The organism is Massilia sp. ST3 (genome assembly GCF_018119405.1).
Taxonomy (GTDB): domain Bacteria; phylum Pseudomonadota; class Gammaproteobacteria; order Burkholderiales; family Burkholderiaceae_D; genus Telluria.
Genome location: NZ_JAGPWC010000047.1, coordinates 23,413 through 38,358, shown reverse-complemented (window position 1 = coordinate 38,358; position 14,946 = coordinate 23,413). Strand labels below are relative to the sequence as shown.

The window sequence follows — 14,946 nt, the reverse complement described above, 5'->3', positions numbered from 1 at the left end:
CCGCCGCGGCGCCCGTGATCGCGCCGCCGGTCGCGCCACCCGAACCGGCGCCGAAAGCGCCGCCGAAAGAGACGCCGAAGGAGACGTTGAAGGCGGCGCCAAAAGTAGCGCAGACAGCGGCGCCGGAACCCGTTCTTGCGACGCCCGCGCCGGAACCTGCGCGTGCGGCGCCCGCACCGGCGCCTGAAGAAAACCTGCGTAGCCTGCAGGAGCTGCCGGAAGCGCTGCAGCGCGAGATCCCGAAGGTGGCCTTCGGCGGCTACATCTATTCGCCGAATCCGGCCGAGCGCCTGCTGCTGGTCGACAAGATGCTGCGCCGCGAAGGCGAGGAGGTGGCTCCCGGCCTGGTGCTGGAACGCATCCTGCCGAAGGCGGCCGTGATGAACTACCGCGGCAACCGCTACCGTGCCGGCTACTGAGCGCACGGGCAACGTGCTGGCGGTGGTCGGCTGGTCCGGCAGCGGCAAGACCACGCTGCTGGAATTCCTGGTCGGCCGCCTCGCCGCCGATGGCTTGCGCGTCAACGTGGTCAAGCATAGCCACCATGACATCGAGCTCGAACCGCCGCGCAAGGACAGCGCCCGGCTGCGCATGGCCGGCGCGGCCGAGGTCATGATCGCCTCGCCCTACCGGGTCGCCATCCTGCGCGAACTGCGCGGCGCCGAGGAGCCGCCGCTGGCCGAGCACCTCGCGCGCCTGGCCCCGGCCGACCTGACCCTGGTCGAGGGCTACAAATGGGAAGCGCTGCCCAAGCTGGAAGTGTTCCGGCCGGCGCTGGGCAAGCCGGCCCTGTATCCGGCGGACGGGGAGATCGCCGCCGTCGTGTCGGACGCGCCCCGTCCGCGGGAGCTGGGGCAGGGCGTCGCCTGGCTCGACCTGAATGCGCCGGACCAGGTCCTGGCATGGCTGCGCGACTGGATGCGCTCGCACCCTCAAGTTTCCACACCGGCTGCCGTTAATGACTGATACGCCTTAATGGGAGATCTTCATGGATGTCATGGGTATTGCCAAGCTGGCAACCAGCATCGCTGAAACCGGCAACAAGCAGGACGTCAGCCTCGCCGTGCTCAAGCGCGCGCAACAGATCGAGATGTCGAATGCGACCCAGCTGATCGAGGCCGTGCAGGCCGCCGGGCCGGCCAACCTGCCTCCGCACCTGGGCAACAAGATCAACACCACCGCCTGATACCTGGGCGATTGATTTTCCGGCGGCGCCGGGCGACACTGGCGAATCATTGGCTTTCCCACCGGAGTTATTCATGTCGCACCGCCATGCCCTGATCGCCGCCGCCCTCGCCGGCGTTTGCGCCGCTTCTTCCCTCACCGCTGCCCAGGCCGCCGGCCAGGCGGAAATGGGTGCGCCCAAGGCCGACCAGGAAATGTGCTACGGCGTGGCCAAGGCCGGCCAGAACGACTGCGGCACCGCCACCCACGGCTGCATGGGCGCCGCCGTTACCGACAACGACCCGGCCGAATGGAAATTCGTGGCCAAGGGCAGCTGCGCCAAGCTGGGCGGCTCGCTCAAGCCGGGCGCCAAGGCCGACAAGGCGGCCGATCCCGCCACCCCGGCCGCGCCGGAAACGCTCAAGTCGGCCGAGACCCGGTAAGTCCCATGTACCTGTCGCAGGCGGGCGTCGGCGTCGGCTTGCGCCCGCCCCACGTCCGCGCCTTCCTCGAAGGGCGCCAGCCGGTCGGCTGGATCGAAGTCCATTCGGAAAACTACCTGGCCCGCGCCGGCTGGGACTGGCACGTGCTGCGCCGCCTGCGCCAGGACTACCCGCTCAGCCTCCATGGCGTGGGCCTGGGGCTGGGCTCCGCGCGCGGCTTTTCCGAGGCCCACCTGGCGCGCGTGCGCGCGCTGGTCGAGGCGGTCGATCCCTTCCTGGTGTCCGAGCACCTGTGCTGGGGCGCGCTCGGCGACCGCCAGCTCAACGACCTGCTGCCGCTGCAGCTCGACGACGCCGCCCTTGGCCTGCTGTGCTCCCGTGTCCAGCGCGTGCAGGAGCTGCTGCGCCGCCGCATCCTGGTCGAGAACGTGTCCGCCTATGTGCGCTTCCAGGGCGACGCGATGAGCGAGGCCGCCTTCCTGGCCGAGCTGGCGCGGCGCACGGGCTGCGGCATCCTGCTCGACGTGAACAACCTGTACGTCAACCAGCGCAACCACGGCGAAGACGCGCTGGCGGCGATCGCCGCGCTGCCCGTGGGGAGTGTGGGCGAGCTCCACCTGGGCGGCCATCTCGAGACGCCGGCCGCCGTGATCGACCACCATGGCGCGGCGATCGCGCCGCCCGTGTGGGCGCTGTACCGCGCGGCGCTCGAACGCTTCGGACGCGTGCCCTCGCTGGTCGAATGGGATACGGACGTGCCGGCGCTCGGCGTGCTGCTGGGCGAGGCGGACAAGGCGCGCGCGATCGCGCAGCGGTACGAGGCGCCCACACCCGTGGCGCAAGCCCTGGCGCCCTTCGCCGGCGACACCGCGGCGCTGGAGGCCGCCGGCCTCCAGCAGCGTTTCGGCCAGGCGCTGGTGGACGCAGCCACGGCGCTGCCGGAGCTGCGCGGCGATCCCGCGCGACTTGGCGTCTACCGCGGCAACCTGGCCGAAAACTGGCGCCGCGCCCTGGCCAATGCCTATCCCGTCATCTTTCAATTGGTGGGCGCGGACTATTTCGGCGGCCTGGCGCGCGCCTACGGCAAGGCGCACCCCTCGCAAGACCCCGACCTGAACCGCTTCGGCGCGCACTTCGCGTCCTTCCTGGATGGCTTCGCGCCTGCCGCCGAATTTCCCTGGCTGGCCGACATGGCGCGCCTCGAATGGGCCTTGCACCTGGCCTGGCAGGCGCCGGACGTGGCGCCGCTGGACGTCCAGATTCTCGCGGGCTTCGATCCGGCGCGGCTGGCGGACGCCCGCCTGGTGCTGCACCCGTCCTGCGCGCTGCTGCGCAGCCGCTGGGCCGTGGCGCGGCTGTGGCTGGCCCACCAGGACGGCGGCCCGGCCTTTCCGGAAACGATGGAAGGAGACGGCTATGCGCTGGTCCTGCGCAAGAGCTGGAACGGGGAGGTGGTGGAGATCGGCCGCTTCGAGGACCTGGCCCTGGCGCGCCTGATGGCTGGCGACACATTGGCGGCTGCGCTGGACGCCGCGCTGCACGATACGGAAGCGGGGGGAGGAGAGGTGCCGGACATCGGCGCAATGCTGCGCCGCTGGTTCGAGCTGGGCGTCGTGGCGGCGATTGCGGCGGACGACGCCCGGTAGCGCAAGAATCCGGGAGAGTAGGGAGGCCGCGTCAGGCGGGGCTCAGTGGAAGGCGCGCAGGATGCGGTCTTCGCCGCTGCGGTCGCGGAAGCGCTCGTTGGCGGCGCGGGTGGCGGCCATCATGCGCTCCAGCTGGGCGTCCTCGAAGCGCGCCAGCTCCTCGTTCGCCGCCTCCAGCGCCAGCGCCAGCTTGGCGCGCGCGCTCTGGTAGAGGGCGCTCGAGTAGTGGTCGGTATTCTTGAGCAGTTCTTCCGCGTTTTCGATCACGAGCCGCAGGTCGCCGATCAGCTGTTCCTGGGACTGCGGACGGTGTTCCGGGGTTTCCATCGTCTTCACCTTTGAGACCGATTGATGACGTCTTAAAATATAAACAAGGAAGCCCCGCTTTGTTTGTTAGCGCGCAAACATAGCCGACACATCTGGAACGCGTTCCTGCTCGCGCAGTAGCGGCTTATTGCACGCGAATCTGCAAATCGCCGATCGTGACGGTCTGTCCGCTGCGAATCTTGGCGGTCTTGCGCAGCTCCTGTTTCCCATCGACCGACACCGCGCCGCTGGCGACCATGTTCTTGCCGGCGCCGCCGCTGTCGACCAGGCCGACCAGCTTGAGCAGCTGGTTGACCTCGACGAATTCTGATGTCAAATCGAAAACTATTTTTTGCATTTTATCCTCGGGGTGGGTAAGGGCGGCGTACGATAGACGAGGCCGCCTGAGCGGTGTTCAGACGCGGTCCGGCCGCGTCATCTCGATCGGGACGATCCACTGCTCGAACTGCTGTTCGTCGACGAAGCCGCTCTGGAGCGCGGCCTGGCGCAGGGTCAGGCCTTCGCTGGAGGCCTTCTTGGCGATCTGCGCGGCGCGATCATACCCGATATGCGGCGCCAGCGCGGTCACCAGCATCAGCGATTTTTCCATCAGCTCGCCGATCCGGGCGTGGTTCGGCTCGATACCCTTGGCGCAGTGTTCGTCGAAGGAGCGCATGCCGTCCGCCAGGACCCGCGCACTCTGCAGGAAGTTGTGCGCAATCATGGGCTTGAACACGTTCAGCTCGAAATTGCCCTGCGAGCCGCCGACCGTGATCGCCACGTCGTTGCCGAACACCTGGCAGCACAGCATGGTGAGGGCTTCGCACTGGGTCGGGTTGACCTTGCCCGGCATGATCGAGCTGCCCGGCTCGTTCTCGGGAATCGTGATCTCGCCCAGGCCGGAGCGCGGGCCGGAAGCCATCCAGCGCACGTCGTTGGCGATCTTCATCAAGGCCGTGGCCAGGGTCTTGAAAGCGCCATGGGCGGCGACCATGGCGTCGTGGCCGGCCAGGGCCATGAACTTGTTGGGCGCGCTCTTGAAGGCCAGGCCGGTGCGCGAGCCCAGTTCGGCGGCGATGCGCGGCGCGAAGTCCGGGTGCGCGTTCAGGCCGGTGCCGACGGCGGTGCCGCCCGCTGCCAGCAGCAGCAGGCCGGGCAGGGAAGCCTTGATCGCCTGTTCCGAGTATTCGAGCTGGGCGACGTAGCCGGAGAATTCCTGGCCCAGGGTGAGCGGGGTGGCGTCCTGCAGGTGGGTGCGGCCGATCTTGACGATGTCGGCGAAGTCGCGCGACTTGATCTCCAGCGTCTGGCGCAGTTTGGCCAGGGCTGGCAGCACGCCCTTGGCGACGGCGATCGCGGCCGCCACGTGCATGGCGGTCGGGAAGATGTCGTTCGAGGACTGGCCCATGTTGACATGGTCGTTCGGGTGCAGCAGGCGCGCCTCGCCGCGCTCGCCGCCCAGCAGCTCGGAGCCGCGGTTGGCCAGCACCTCGTTCATGTTCATGTTGCTCTGGGTGCCGGAGCCGGTCTGCCACACGGCCAGGGGGAATTCGTCCGGGTGACGGCCGTCGAGGACTTCGTCGGCGGCCTGGATGATGGCGTTGGCCTTGTCGGCCGGCAGCTTGCCGAGCGAGCGGTTGACGGCCGCGGCGGCGCGCTTGACCTGGGCCAGGGCCGCGACCAGTTCCGGCGCCATGCGCTCGGTCGAGATATGGAAGTGGTGGAGCGAGCGCTGGGTCTGCGCGCCCCACAAGCGGTCCGCCGGCACCTCGATGGGGCCGAAGCTGTCCTTCTCAATCCTGTTTTCCATAGACAAGTCCTGTTCTGGTTCTCGTTAACACGGCTGGGACTAAAGAGTTTAGCGCACTGGCCGTTATTTACGTTCAGGCTTCACTTTTCTGCTCCGCCATGGTTTTCCGCTCCCCACTGTTATTGTCTTGCGCACTCCTCGCGGGTGCCGCCGGCGCTGCCGAACTGGGCGAAGCGCGTGTCAGCTCCCATATGGGGCAGCCGCTCGTGGCCGACATCGAGCTGACCCTGGTCGAGAACGCCGCGGCGCCGGTCCAGGTGCGGCTCGCCCATCCCAACGTCTACCGCGGCGCCAATATCGGCATGCCGCACGTGCTGTCGACCCTGAACATGTCCGTCATGCAGCGCGACGGGCGGCAGTTCCTGCACGTCACTTCGCGCGCGCCGGTGGAGGCGAGCCACCTGCATCTCTACCTCGAGCTGGCGGACGGCAGCCAGCGGACCGTGCGGCTCGCGACCTTGTGGCTGTCGCCGGACCCGAATCCGGCGCCGCCGCCCGCGCCCGCGCCCACTCCCGTGCCGGTGCCGGCTGCCGTGCCGGTTCTTGCTCCCACTCCCGCTCCGGTCAAGGCGGCCGTGGAGGCGCCGGTGGCCGTCGCCAAACCCGCACCCAAGCCCGCAGCCAAGCCGCCGCAGCCCAAGCCTGCGCCTGTGCTCAAGGCCGAGAAGGCTGCCGCGCCGATCGTCCTGGCGCCCGCGGCCCCGGCGCCGGGCAGTTGCGCGCCTGCCGTGCAGCCCGCGTCACCGAAGGTCTGCGCGGCCCTCGACTACAAAAACGCCCAGCTGCGCGAGCAGATCGGCGTGCTGGAGGACAAGGTCAAGGTGCTGCAGGTGGCGATGGGCGCCAGCCCGGCGGCGGTGACCACGCCCAAGCCGGCCAAGCCCAAGGCGCACAAGCTGCGCAAGAAGCCCCAGCCGGAACCGGTGGACGAGACGCCCTGGGGCTGGATCGGCGGCGCCGTCGCGGCCCTGGTGGCACTCGGCGGCGGTATCCTGGTGGCGAAGCGGCGCAAGAAGGCGCCCGTGGAGCCGAAGCTGTCCATGGCGGCGCGCCTGCGCCAGCGTTTCGCGCGCAAGAAATCGGCCACGGAAGCTGCGCCGGAAGCCGTCGAGCCGGGGCTGGAAGAGGGCGCGCACGAGACGTCTACACAAGTTTAAATTTTGCGTTATACTCAATCCGTGGTCGTCGAGATCACAAACGGCGCAGGGTCTGGCGCAGCCACCACCGATAGCGTGGCGCGATACGCAGACGAACGTTGAACAAACGCCTGTGTCCGGAAGCAGTCCACTAGCCTACAGCGGCGGTGGACGCCGGAAGCAACCGGCAAGAGGCGACACCAGGAGATACCTGGTGCTCGCTCTCCACATTCCGCGGCTGAGCCTTTGGCTCGGTTGCATCAAAAGCGCCTGCGGGCGCTTTTTTCATTTGCGGATACTGGGTTGACGGCTTCGCCGCCGGGCGACCCTACTCCAAACCGTCCATCGGACGTAGGGTTGGCGGCTGCGCCGCCAACCCTACGAAGGGCAACAAAAAAGGCGCCCGAAGCGCCTTTTGTCATCCTTGCAAGTTCCTGATCAGTGCGCCTGCATCGCACGGTCCAGCTGCCCCATCCACGGGTCGGTCACGTCGCGGATCGCGCGGTCGTTGGCCATCAGCTGCTTGAGCAGGTCGATCTTGCGCAGGCGCTTGGCGCCGTCCAGGGCCGGCACGCCGGTGGCGGCGACACGCGCTTCCACCTTGGCTTCGGCGCCGAGCTGCTCGAAGTTCTTCCAGTCGCCAGCTTGGGCCGCGCTCGCCATCTGGCCGGTCACGGCGGCCAGGTTTTCGTACATCGAGAGGACTTCGTTCGCGGTCATGAGAGCACCAAGGGCTGGAAACGCCGGCCGGATTGCCGGTTGTCTACATCGTTATCGGACGCGCTTTCGGGAACTTGAGGGTTTTTTAAAAAATATTTGAATATTTTCCAAGGTAAAGAAAAGTTGCCGAGATTGCATCAATAAGCCGCCTGGACGCTTCCACGCGGTGCGCGCTATTCCCCCTTTTATGCAGTTTGGCCCCGTTTTCTGCAGTCTGTCGCATTTGCAGCGCGTGCGATAAGCCGCTTGCTTAGAGTGCAGCCTGAGTTGTTGCGCATTCGGCGCAGTCCGGACGCCTGAACAAGAACGAGAGAGACATATGAGACACATGCCGGTCACGCGCACCGCCGCTGCCCTTGCGCTAGCTTTTGCGGCAGCCACCGCCATTGCCCCCGCCCAGGCCGAGGCGCCGTATTCGTTTGCCGCCACTCCCGGCAAGCTGCCCAAGGACGTGGTCCCCATCCAGTACACAGCCCACCTGGTGGCCGACGTCCCCGGCAACAGCTTCCGCGGCAGCCAGACGGTCGACATCGAGGTCCTGAAGCCCACCTCGGCCATCATGCTGAATGCCGACAACATGGAGATCGAGGCCGCCAGCCTGTCCGGCCAGGGTGGCAAGCAAGCCAGGCTGACGCCCATCCTGGACCGCAAGGCGCAAACCCTGCGCTTCGAGCTCGCCCAGCCGCTGGCGCCGGGTAAATACCAGCTGGCGCTCCAGTTCCGCGGCCTGATCACGCGCGAGGCGCGCGGCCTGTTCTACGTGAACTACAAGGCGGGCGGGGCGGACAAGAAGCTGATCGCCACCACCATGGCCCCGAGCGACGCACGGCGCGTGCTGCCGACCTGGGACGAACCGGCCTTCCGCGCCCGCTTCAAGCTGACTGTCGACGTGCCGGGTAACTTCAAGGCCTATTCCACCACCCCGATCGAAACGCGCGAAGCCCTCGCCGGCGGCATGCAGCGCATCTCCTTCGGCAACACGCCGAAAATGCCGAGCTACCTGGTGGTGCTGGTGGCGGGCGAGATGGAACGCCTGGCGGGCGAGCAGGACGGCGTCGACATCGGCATCGTGACCACCGAGGGCAAGCTGGGCTCGGCCACCTTCCCACTGGCCGCCTCGCGCGAGCTGCTGCACTACTTCAACGATTACTTCGGCATCCCGTATCCGCTGCCCAAGCTGGACCAGATCGCGATTCCGGGCGGCTTCAACGGCGCCATGGAAAACTGGGGCGCCGTCGTCTACAACGAGCCGACCCTGCTGGTCGACCCGAAGCGCAGTCCGGAACGGGTCCGCAAGATGTCCTTCGACATCAACGCCCACGAGCTGGCACACCAGTGGTTCGGCAACCTGGTCACCATGGCCTGGTGGGACAACCTGTGGCTGAACGAAGGCTTCGCCTCCTGGATGGCGGCCAAGGCCACCCAGCACTTCCATCCCGAATGGCGCCCCTACCTGAGCGGCATCGCCGAGCGCGAGTACGTGCTCAACCTGGACGCGCGCAAGACCACCCATCCGATCCAGGCCAGGATCGACAACGAGGAGCAGGCCGCCGCCGCCTTCGACGCCATCACCTACCACAAGGGCGAGGCCTTCCTGCGCATGCTCGAGGCCTACCTTGGGGAGGAACCCTTCCGCAAGGGCATCCGCGCCTATATGGCGAAGCACCAGTATTCGAATACCACCTCGGCCGACCTGTGGCAGGCGCTGGAAAAGGCCACCGGCAAGCCGGTCGAGAAGCTGGCCTCGGACTGGACCCGGCAGCCGGGCTTCCCGCTGGTGAAAGTGGAGCAGGCCTGCGAGAACGGCAAGCGCAGGGTCACCCTGTCGCAGGAGCAGTACCGCCTGGACGAGCCGGCCCCTGAAAAACGCTTGTGGGACATCCCGGTGCAGGTCGGCACCGTCAACGGCAAGGCCTGGACCCTGCTGCTGTCCGGCCCGAGCAAGACCTTCACCCAGGCCAGCTGCGAAGGCGCGCTGGTGGTCGACCCCTACAGCGTGGGCTACTTCCGCGTGCACTACGACCCGGCCAGCTTCCAGGCCCTGGCGGCCCAGGCGCCGCAGCTGCGCGACTCCACCCGCCTGAAGCTGCTGACCGATACCTGGAGCATGGTGTCGAGCGGCCGCATGCAGCTGGACGGCTACCTGAAGCTGGTCGCCAGCTACGGCGACGAGCCGCGCCTGGCGGTGTGGGATTCGATCCTGTCCAACCTGCGCACCCTCGATTCGCTGGCGCGGGGCGAGCCCGAGCAGGCCCTGATCCGCCGCTTCCTGATCGGTTTCGCCAAGCCGAAATTCCAGAAGCTGGGCTGGGAAGAAAAGCCGGGCGAACCCGTCGAAGATGCCGAATTGCGCGCCATGCTGGCCGGCGCGCTGGCGCGCGCCGGCGATCCGCAGGCCATCGCCGAGGGCAAGGCCCGTTTCGCGCGCTACCTGCAGGACCCGAACGCGGTGTCGCCGGCCATGATCGATTTCGTCATCGGCACCGCCGGCCGCTACGCCGACGCCGCCACCTACGACGCCCTGGCCGCGCGCGCCGCCGCCGCCCCCAACAGCGAGGAGCGCAACCGCTTCGGCAAGGCCCTCACCAGCGCCCAGGACCCGGCGCTGGCCGCGCGCACCATGCAGGCCCTGGTCGCGCCCGACACCCCGCCCGACCTGATCCCCTACATGCTGTACGGCGTGGCCGGCGAGCACCTGGACCAGACCTGGGCCTTCGCCACCGCCCACCGCGATGCGCTGCTGAACAACATGGAGGCGGTCGGACGCTATAGCACGTTCGCCGGGATCGTCGGTTCCTCGGCCGACGCCCGCCATGCCGACATGATGGAAGCCTATATGCGCAAGCACTTCGGCCCGGACGCCGTGGTCGAAGCCGAGCGCGTCGGCAACGGCGTGCGCATCCGCGCCGCGCAAAAGGCGCGCCTGCTGCCGCAGGTGCGCGCCGCACTCAAGTAACACGCACACCACACCCACCAAAAGAGAAGGGAAGCTATGAAAACCAGCTGGACTCCAATCAAGACCGCCGTCACCCTGGCCCTGTGCGGCGCCGCCTTCGCCATGGCGCCCGGCTTCGCCGCCGACCAGGGCAAGGAAGCCGAAGCCGGCGTGGCGCAGACCAGGCCGGCTGCCGCCACCATGCTGCCGGGCGACGATTTCTTCGCCTGGGCCAACAGCGAATGGCTGGCCAAGACCGAGATCCCGGCCGACCGCGGTTCCTGGAGCTCGATGCACGCCCTGGCCGAGGAAACCAATCAGCGCATCATCAAGCTGATCGAAGCCGCCGGCGCCGACAAGGCCGCGAGCCCTGAGCAGCGCAAGGTGGCCGACTTCTACAAGGCCTACATGGACGAAGCGGCCATCGAAGCCGCCGGCACCGCGCCGCTCAAGCCGCACCTGGCCAAGATCGCGGCGATCAAGACCCGCACCGACCTGGCGCGCGCGCTGGGCGGCACCCTGCGCGCCGACGTCGACCCGCTGAACGCCACCAACTTCGAGACCGAGAACCTGTTCGGCGTGTGGATCAACCAGGGCCTGAGCGACCCGACCCGCAACGTGCCCTGGCTGCTGCAGGGCGGCCTGGGCATGCCGGACCGCGCCTACTACCTGGACAATAATCCGAAGATGGCCGAGCTGCGCACCAAGTACCAGGCCCACATCGCCGCCATGCTCAAGCTGGCCGGCTACGACAAGGTGGAAGAACGCGCCCTGAAGATCTTCGCCCTCGAATCGGAGCTGGCCCAGAGCCACGCCTCGCGCGAGGACTCGAGCGACATCCAGAAGGCCAACAACGTCTGGAGCGCCAAGGACTTCGCCGCCAAGGCGCCGGGCATGGACTGGAAGAGCTTCCTGTCCGCCGCCGGCCTGGGCAAGCAGGACCGCTTCATGGTCTACCATCCGACCGCGCTGGCGGGCGCCGCGCGCCAGGTGATGGCGACCGACATCTCGACCTGGAAGGACTACCTGGCCTTCCACCTGGTGAACCAGTTCGCCGGCAGCCTGCCGAAGGCCTTCGCCGACCAGCGCTTCGCCTTCTACGGCACTGCCCTGGCGGGCACGCCGCAGCAGTCGCTGCGCTGGAAGCGCGCGCTGGCCGCCACCAACGGCGCCATGGACGACGCGGTCGGCAAGCTCTACGTGCAGAAGTACTTCCCGGCCGAGAACAAGGCCCGCATCCAGCAGATGGTGGTCAACATCAAGGCCGCCTTCGAGCGCCGCATCGACAAGCTGGACTGGATGGCGCCGGCCACCCGCGCCCACGCCAAGGAAAAGGTGCGCACCATGTACGTGGGCATCGGCTACCCGGACAAGTTCAAGTCCTACGAGGGCCTCAAGGTCTCGCCGACGGACGCCTTCGGGAACGTGGTCCGCGCCCAGGAATACCATTACGCGCAGCAGCTGGCCAAGCTGAACGCCAAGCCCGAACGCACCGAATGGTGCATGCCGCCGCAGCTGATCAACGCGGTCAACCTGCCGATGCAGAACGCGCTGAACTTCCCGGCCGCGATCCTGCAGCCGCCGTTCTTCGATCCGCAGGGTTCCGACGCGGTGAACTATGGCGCGATCGGCTCGGTGATCGGCCACGAGATCAGCCACAGCTTCGATGACCTGGGCGCCCAGTTCGACGCCCAGGGGCGCCTGCGCGACTGGTGGACCAAGGAAGACCTGGCCCACTTCAAGGCCGCGTCGCAGAAGCTGGTGGAACAGTACGCCGCTTATAAGCCCTTCGACGACCTGGCGCTGAACGGCCAGCTGACCCTGAGCGAGAACCTGTCCGACCTGGCGGGCCTGGCGGCGGCCTACGACGCCTACAAGGTGGGAATGGGCGCCAAGGCCGGCGCGGACGCCGACCGCGACTTCTTCACCGGCTACGGCCGCGCCTGGCGCACCAAGATGCGCGAAGCGACCCTGCGCCGCGTGGTGCTGACCGACGGCCACGCACCGGCGCAGTACCGTACCTACACCGTGCGTAACCTGGATGCGTGGTACGAGGCTTTCGATGTGAAGCCGGGGCAGAAGCTGTATCTGGCGCCGCAGGAGAGGGTGCGGGTTTGGTAAGTTGAGGGTGCGTGCACATCGTTAGCTAACAATGCGTACGCAAACTTGGGTCCCCGCCTTCGCGGGGAGTCATTGCCGCCAGTGGCGGGAATGACGGTTTTTAGGGGAGCTCAGAGGGTCGCTAGCGCACTCTTTATACACTCCATCAGCACGTCATCCCCGCGAAGGCGGGGACCCAATTCCCTTGAGCAGTGACTGCATTGCCGCTCGCCACAGAACGAGCAACACGCTACGATGTCGCCATGACCCCCGACGACATCACCCGCCGCACCCTGGACCACTACAACCGCAGCGCCGACGCCTTCTTCGCCGGCACGATCGATCACGACGTCAGCCAGAACATCGACGCGCTGCTGTCCGCCATCACCGCCCCGGCCCCGTTCACGATCCTCGACCTCGGCTGCGGCCCCGGCCGCGACCTGAAGACCTTCACCACCCTCGGCCACCGTGCCATCGGCCTCGACGGCAGCGAAAAATTTGCGGAAATGGCCCGCGCCTACAGCGGCTGCGACGTCTGGCATCAGGACTTCCTGCACCTCGACCTGCCGCCCGCCATGTTCGACGGCATCTTCGCCAACGCCGCCCTGTTCCACGTCCCCAGCGCCCAGTTGCCGGAAGTCCTCGGCCACCTGTTCGCCACGCTCAAGCCCGGCGGCGTACTGTTCAGCTCTAACCCGCGCGGCCACAACGAGGAGGGCTGGAGCGGCCCGCGCTACGGCAGTTACTACGATTACGAAACCTGGGAACGTTACCTGACCGCCGCCGGCTTCACGCCGCTGCACCATTATTACCGCCCGGCAGGATTGCCGCGCGAACAGCAGCCGTGGCTGGCCAGCGTCTGGCGCAAACCCTGAATGTTAACCATCGTACAGAGTGGCTCGGCAATCGCGCTTAAGGTAAAACCTCGATTCACTCGAGCATGAGGAGAAGGTCATGAACAAGGACCAGATCAAAGGCCAGGCCAAGAATATTGGCGGCAAGATCCAGGAGAAGGTCGGCGAAGCCGTCGGCAGCCGCCAGCAGCAGCGCGAAGGGCTGTCGAACCAGGCCGAAGGCAAGGTGCAGGAGAAAGTCGGCGACGTGAAGGACATCGTCAACAAAGGCAACCGCTAGGCTGCCGTTTCTACAACCACCGTTCCACAATGAAAAAGCCGCGCAGTGCGCGGCTTTTTCTTATCCAGACTCTTTCCGCTTGACCGTCCGGTCGCCCAGGACGTCCTCGATATACAGCATCCGTACCAGCACGGACAGTCCCGCCGCCAGCGGCGTCGCCAGCGCCACGCCGGCGAAGCCGAACAAGGTGCCGAAGATTAATTGCATCACGATGACCAGGGCCGGCGGCAGGTCGACCGCGCGCGCCTCGATCAGGGGCTGCAGCAGGTAGCCTTCGACCAGTTGCACGCCGGCGAACAGGAATACCGTGTACATCGCCAGTTCCGGGCTGATCGACAGCGCCAGCAGCACGGCCGGCACGCCCGCCATGATGGGGCCGAGGTAGGGAATGAAGTCGAGCAGGCCCGCGATGATGCCCAGGATCAGCGCGAGCGGCACGCCCAGCATGCTCAGGCCGATCGAGGTCGCGATACCGACGATCAGCATCGAGGCCGCCTTGCCCATCAGCCAGCTGGCCAGCGTGTGGCCGAGTTCCTGCAGCACCTGGCGGGCGCGGTCGCGCTTGGTCTGCGGGATCAGGCGCACCACGCCGGTCGTATAGAGCTGGGGCGTGGCCGCGAAATAGATGCCGACGAAGAGGATGATCACTACATTGCCCATGGCGCCGAGGATGCCGGTGAAGAACAGGCCGGCGTTCGGCACCAGGTTGCCCATCTGCTTGACGATCTGTTCGGGCGGCGGCAGTTCGCCGGCGATGCGCTTGAGCAGAGGGTGCTGGGTGACCTCGCTTTGCAGGCGCTCCACGGCGGCCGGGATTTCCTTGGCCAGCTTGCTCGACTGCTCGGCAATCTGCGGCGCCATGGCCCAGCCACCCAGTCCGACGATGGCGAGCAGCAGCAGCACGACCGCCGTCAGCGCTACTTTGCGGTTGAGCTTGAAGCGGCGGTGCAGGATCTCGCTCAGCTTGTAGAGCAGGACGGAACACAGGATGCAGGCAAAGGTCAGCAGCAGGGCGTCCGCGGCCAGCACGATGGCGGCGGCGCCGAACAGGAACAGGACCGCGATGCCGTTGATGAGCGTGGCGCGGCGCGCCAGCCGGCGCTGCGCCTGGGGCGGCTCGGGCGGCGGAGGCGCGGTAGGGGCTTGGTTGTCGTTCATCGCTGTCTCCCTTCAGGCGGCGGGGCCGCGTTGCAAAAAGATTAGCATTCGGCGGGATACGGCTGTGTGCGGAAGCGTACGGAATCGCTCATCCGGCCTTGCTATATTGACATCGAATCTACTTGAAAAGGAGCGCATCATGAACAAGGACCAAGTCGAAGGCAAGCTGCAGGACATCGGCGGCAAGATCCAGGAAGAAGCCGGCAAGCTGGTGGACAGCCCGGAGCAGCAGCTCAAGGGCCTGAAGAACCAGGTCGAGGGCAAGACCCAGGAGAAGCTGGGCGATGCGCGCGAAGCGCTGGATGAGGCGACGCGCAAGCCGTAAGTTTTGCTTGCGTTGGATGGGAACAGCCGCCGGGAGGCGGCTGTTGTTGTTGATGGGGTGTGCTTGCAA

At 67.0% G+C, this 14,946-nt stretch carries 16 protein-coding genes; 11 read left to right on the top strand and 5 right to left on the bottom strand.

All coding sequences use genetic code 11. The annotated features are described in order from the left end of the window. The 5 genes from KBW98_RS16025 to KBW98_RS16005 all read left to right on the top strand — a co-directional run. Positions 1–419 (top strand): general secretion pathway protein GspB (locus KBW98_RS16025; protein WP_211521155.1); only part of this gene is annotated, 419 nt, incomplete at its 5' end. Then, on the top strand, positions 406–966 hold the full coding sequence (gene mobB / locus KBW98_RS16020; RefSeq protein ID WP_373888959.1) for a molybdopterin-guanine dinucleotide biosynthesis protein B: 561 nt from the start codon (positions 406–408) through the stop codon (positions 964–966). The genes KBW98_RS16025 and mobB, both read left to right, overlap by 14 nt. 22 nt (positions 967–988) lie before the next feature. Continuing rightward, positions 989–1,186: a YjfB family protein gene (locus KBW98_RS16015; protein ID WP_211521154.1), complete on the top strand. Its 198-nt coding sequence runs from the start codon at positions 989–991 to the stop codon at positions 1,184–1,186. Positions 1,187–1,259: 73 nt separating this feature from the next. After that, positions 1,260–1,607, top strand: coding sequence for a DUF2282 domain-containing protein (locus KBW98_RS16010; protein WP_211521153.1), 348 nt, complete (start codon positions 1,260–1,262; stop codon positions 1,605–1,607). Positions 1,608–1,612: 5 nt separating this feature from the next. Next, positions 1,613–3,253 (top strand): DUF692 family multinuclear iron-containing protein, encoded by a 1,641-nt coding sequence (locus KBW98_RS16005; RefSeq protein ID WP_211521152.1) that lies wholly within the window; start codon positions 1,613–1,615, stop codon positions 3,251–3,253. Positions 3,254–3,295: 42 nt separating this feature from the next. On the opposite strand, the gene KBW98_RS16000 is transcribed toward KBW98_RS16005, so the two are convergent. From KBW98_RS16000 to fumC, 3 genes are all read right to left on the bottom strand, one after another. Next, positions 3,296–3,580: a DUF883 family protein gene (locus KBW98_RS16000; protein WP_211521151.1), complete on the bottom strand. Its 285-nt coding sequence runs from the start codon at positions 3,578–3,580 to the stop codon at positions 3,296–3,298. Between the two features lie 124 nt (positions 3,581–3,704). Continuing rightward, on the bottom strand, positions 3,705–3,917 hold the full coding sequence (locus KBW98_RS15995) for an RNA-binding S4 domain-containing protein (protein WP_211521150.1): 213 nt from the start codon (positions 3,915–3,917) through the stop codon (positions 3,705–3,707). A gap of 57 nt (positions 3,918–3,974) precedes the next feature. Further along, positions 3,975–5,369, bottom strand: a complete 1,395-nt coding sequence (fumC, locus tag KBW98_RS15990; protein ID WP_211521149.1) for a class II fumarate hydratase — start codon at positions 5,367–5,369, stop codon at positions 3,975–3,977. Between the two features lie 191 nt (positions 5,370–5,560). Between fumC and KBW98_RS15985 the strand changes: the two genes are divergently transcribed. After that, complete coding sequence (locus KBW98_RS15985) at positions 5,561–6,526, top strand: hypothetical protein (protein ID WP_211521148.1); 966 nt, start codon at positions 5,561–5,563, stop codon at positions 6,524–6,526. A gap of 417 nt (positions 6,527–6,943) precedes the next feature. Here KBW98_RS15985 and KBW98_RS15980 read toward each other — a convergent pair whose 3' ends face one another. Beyond that, positions 6,944–7,225 carry a flagellar protein FliT gene (locus KBW98_RS15980; RefSeq protein WP_211521147.1) on the bottom strand — a complete coding sequence of 94 codons (282 nt, stop codon included), beginning with the start codon at positions 7,223–7,225 and terminating at the stop codon, positions 6,944–6,946. Between the two features lie 319 nt (positions 7,226–7,544). Here KBW98_RS15980 and KBW98_RS15975 point away from each other — a divergent pair, with 319 nt between their 5' ends. From KBW98_RS15975 to KBW98_RS15960, 4 genes are all read left to right on the top strand, one after another. Further along, positions 7,545–10,181, top strand: coding sequence for a M1 family metallopeptidase (locus KBW98_RS15975; RefSeq protein WP_211521146.1), 2,637 nt, complete (start codon positions 7,545–7,547; stop codon positions 10,179–10,181). A 36-nt stretch (positions 10,182–10,217) separates the two neighbouring features. After that, on the top strand, positions 10,218–12,281 hold the full coding sequence (locus tag KBW98_RS15970) for a M13 family metallopeptidase (protein WP_211521145.1): 2,064 nt from the start codon (positions 10,218–10,220) through the stop codon (positions 12,279–12,281). A 242-nt stretch (positions 12,282–12,523) separates the two neighbouring features. Then, positions 12,524–13,135 carry a bifunctional 2-polyprenyl-6-hydroxyphenol methylase/3-demethylubiquinol 3-O-methyltransferase UbiG gene (locus KBW98_RS15965; protein WP_211521144.1) on the top strand — a complete coding sequence of 204 codons (612 nt, stop codon included), beginning with the start codon at positions 12,524–12,526 and terminating at the stop codon, positions 13,133–13,135. 79 nt (positions 13,136–13,214) lie between these two features. Beyond that, the gene (locus KBW98_RS15960) at positions 13,215–13,394 is read left to right on the top strand and encodes a CsbD family protein (RefSeq protein ID WP_211521143.1); all 180 of its coding nucleotides are present in this window, start codon (positions 13,215–13,217) and stop codon (positions 13,392–13,394) included. A 60-nt stretch (positions 13,395–13,454) separates the two neighbouring features. Here the strand turns inward: KBW98_RS15960 and KBW98_RS15955 are convergent, their stop codons facing one another. Further along, the gene (locus tag KBW98_RS15955; protein WP_211521142.1) at positions 13,455–14,552 is read right to left on the bottom strand and encodes an AI-2E family transporter; all 1,098 of its coding nucleotides are present in this window, start codon (positions 14,550–14,552) and stop codon (positions 13,455–13,457) included. Between the two features lie 139 nt (positions 14,553–14,691). On the opposite strand from KBW98_RS15955, the gene KBW98_RS15950 reads away from it, so the two are divergent. Beyond that, on the top strand, positions 14,692–14,877 hold the full coding sequence (locus KBW98_RS15950) for a CsbD family protein (RefSeq protein WP_211521141.1): 186 nt from the start codon (positions 14,692–14,694) through the stop codon (positions 14,875–14,877). Positions 14,878–14,946: the final 69 nt, after the last annotated feature.

Coding starts and splice junctions, on each gene's coding strand:
- KBW98_RS16015 (WP_211521154.1), top strand. CDS start 989: ATGGATGTCATGGGTATTGCCAAGCTGGCAACCAGCATCGCTGAAACC.
- KBW98_RS16010 (WP_211521153.1), top strand. CDS start 1,260: ATGTCGCACCGCCATGCCCTGATCGCCGCCGCCCTCGCCGGCGTTTGC.
- KBW98_RS16005 (WP_211521152.1), top strand. CDS start 1,613: ATGTACCTGTCGCAGGCGGGCGTCGGCGTCGGCTTGCGCCCGCCCCAC.
- KBW98_RS16000 (WP_211521151.1), bottom strand. CDS start 3,580: ATGGAAACCCCGGAACACCGTCCGCAGTCCCAGGAACAGCTGATCGGC.
- KBW98_RS15995 (WP_211521150.1), bottom strand. CDS start 3,917: ATGCAAAAAATAGTTTTCGATTTGACATCAGAATTCGTCGAGGTCAAC.
- fumC (WP_211521149.1), bottom strand. CDS start 5,369: ATGGAAAACAGGATTGAGAAGGACAGCTTCGGCCCCATCGAGGTGCCG.
- KBW98_RS15985 (WP_211521148.1), top strand. CDS start 5,561: ATGGGGCAGCCGCTCGTGGCCGACATCGAGCTGACCCTGGTCGAGAAC.
- KBW98_RS15980 (WP_211521147.1), bottom strand. CDS start 7,225: ATGACCGCGAACGAAGTCCTCTCGATGTACGAAAACCTGGCCGCCGTG.
- KBW98_RS15975 (WP_211521146.1), top strand. CDS start 7,545: ATGAGACACATGCCGGTCACGCGCACCGCCGCTGCCCTTGCGCTAGCT.
- KBW98_RS15970 (WP_211521145.1), top strand. CDS start 10,218: ATGAAAACCAGCTGGACTCCAATCAAGACCGCCGTCACCCTGGCCCTG.
- KBW98_RS15965 (WP_211521144.1), top strand. CDS start 12,524: ATGACCCCCGACGACATCACCCGCCGCACCCTGGACCACTACAACCGC.
- KBW98_RS15960 (WP_211521143.1), top strand. CDS start 13,215: ATGAACAAGGACCAGATCAAAGGCCAGGCCAAGAATATTGGCGGCAAG.
- KBW98_RS15955 (WP_211521142.1), bottom strand. CDS start 14,552: ATGAACGACAACCAAGCCCCTACCGCGCCTCCGCCGCCCGAGCCGCCC.
- KBW98_RS15950 (WP_211521141.1), top strand. CDS start 14,692: ATGAACAAGGACCAAGTCGAAGGCAAGCTGCAGGACATCGGCGGCAAG.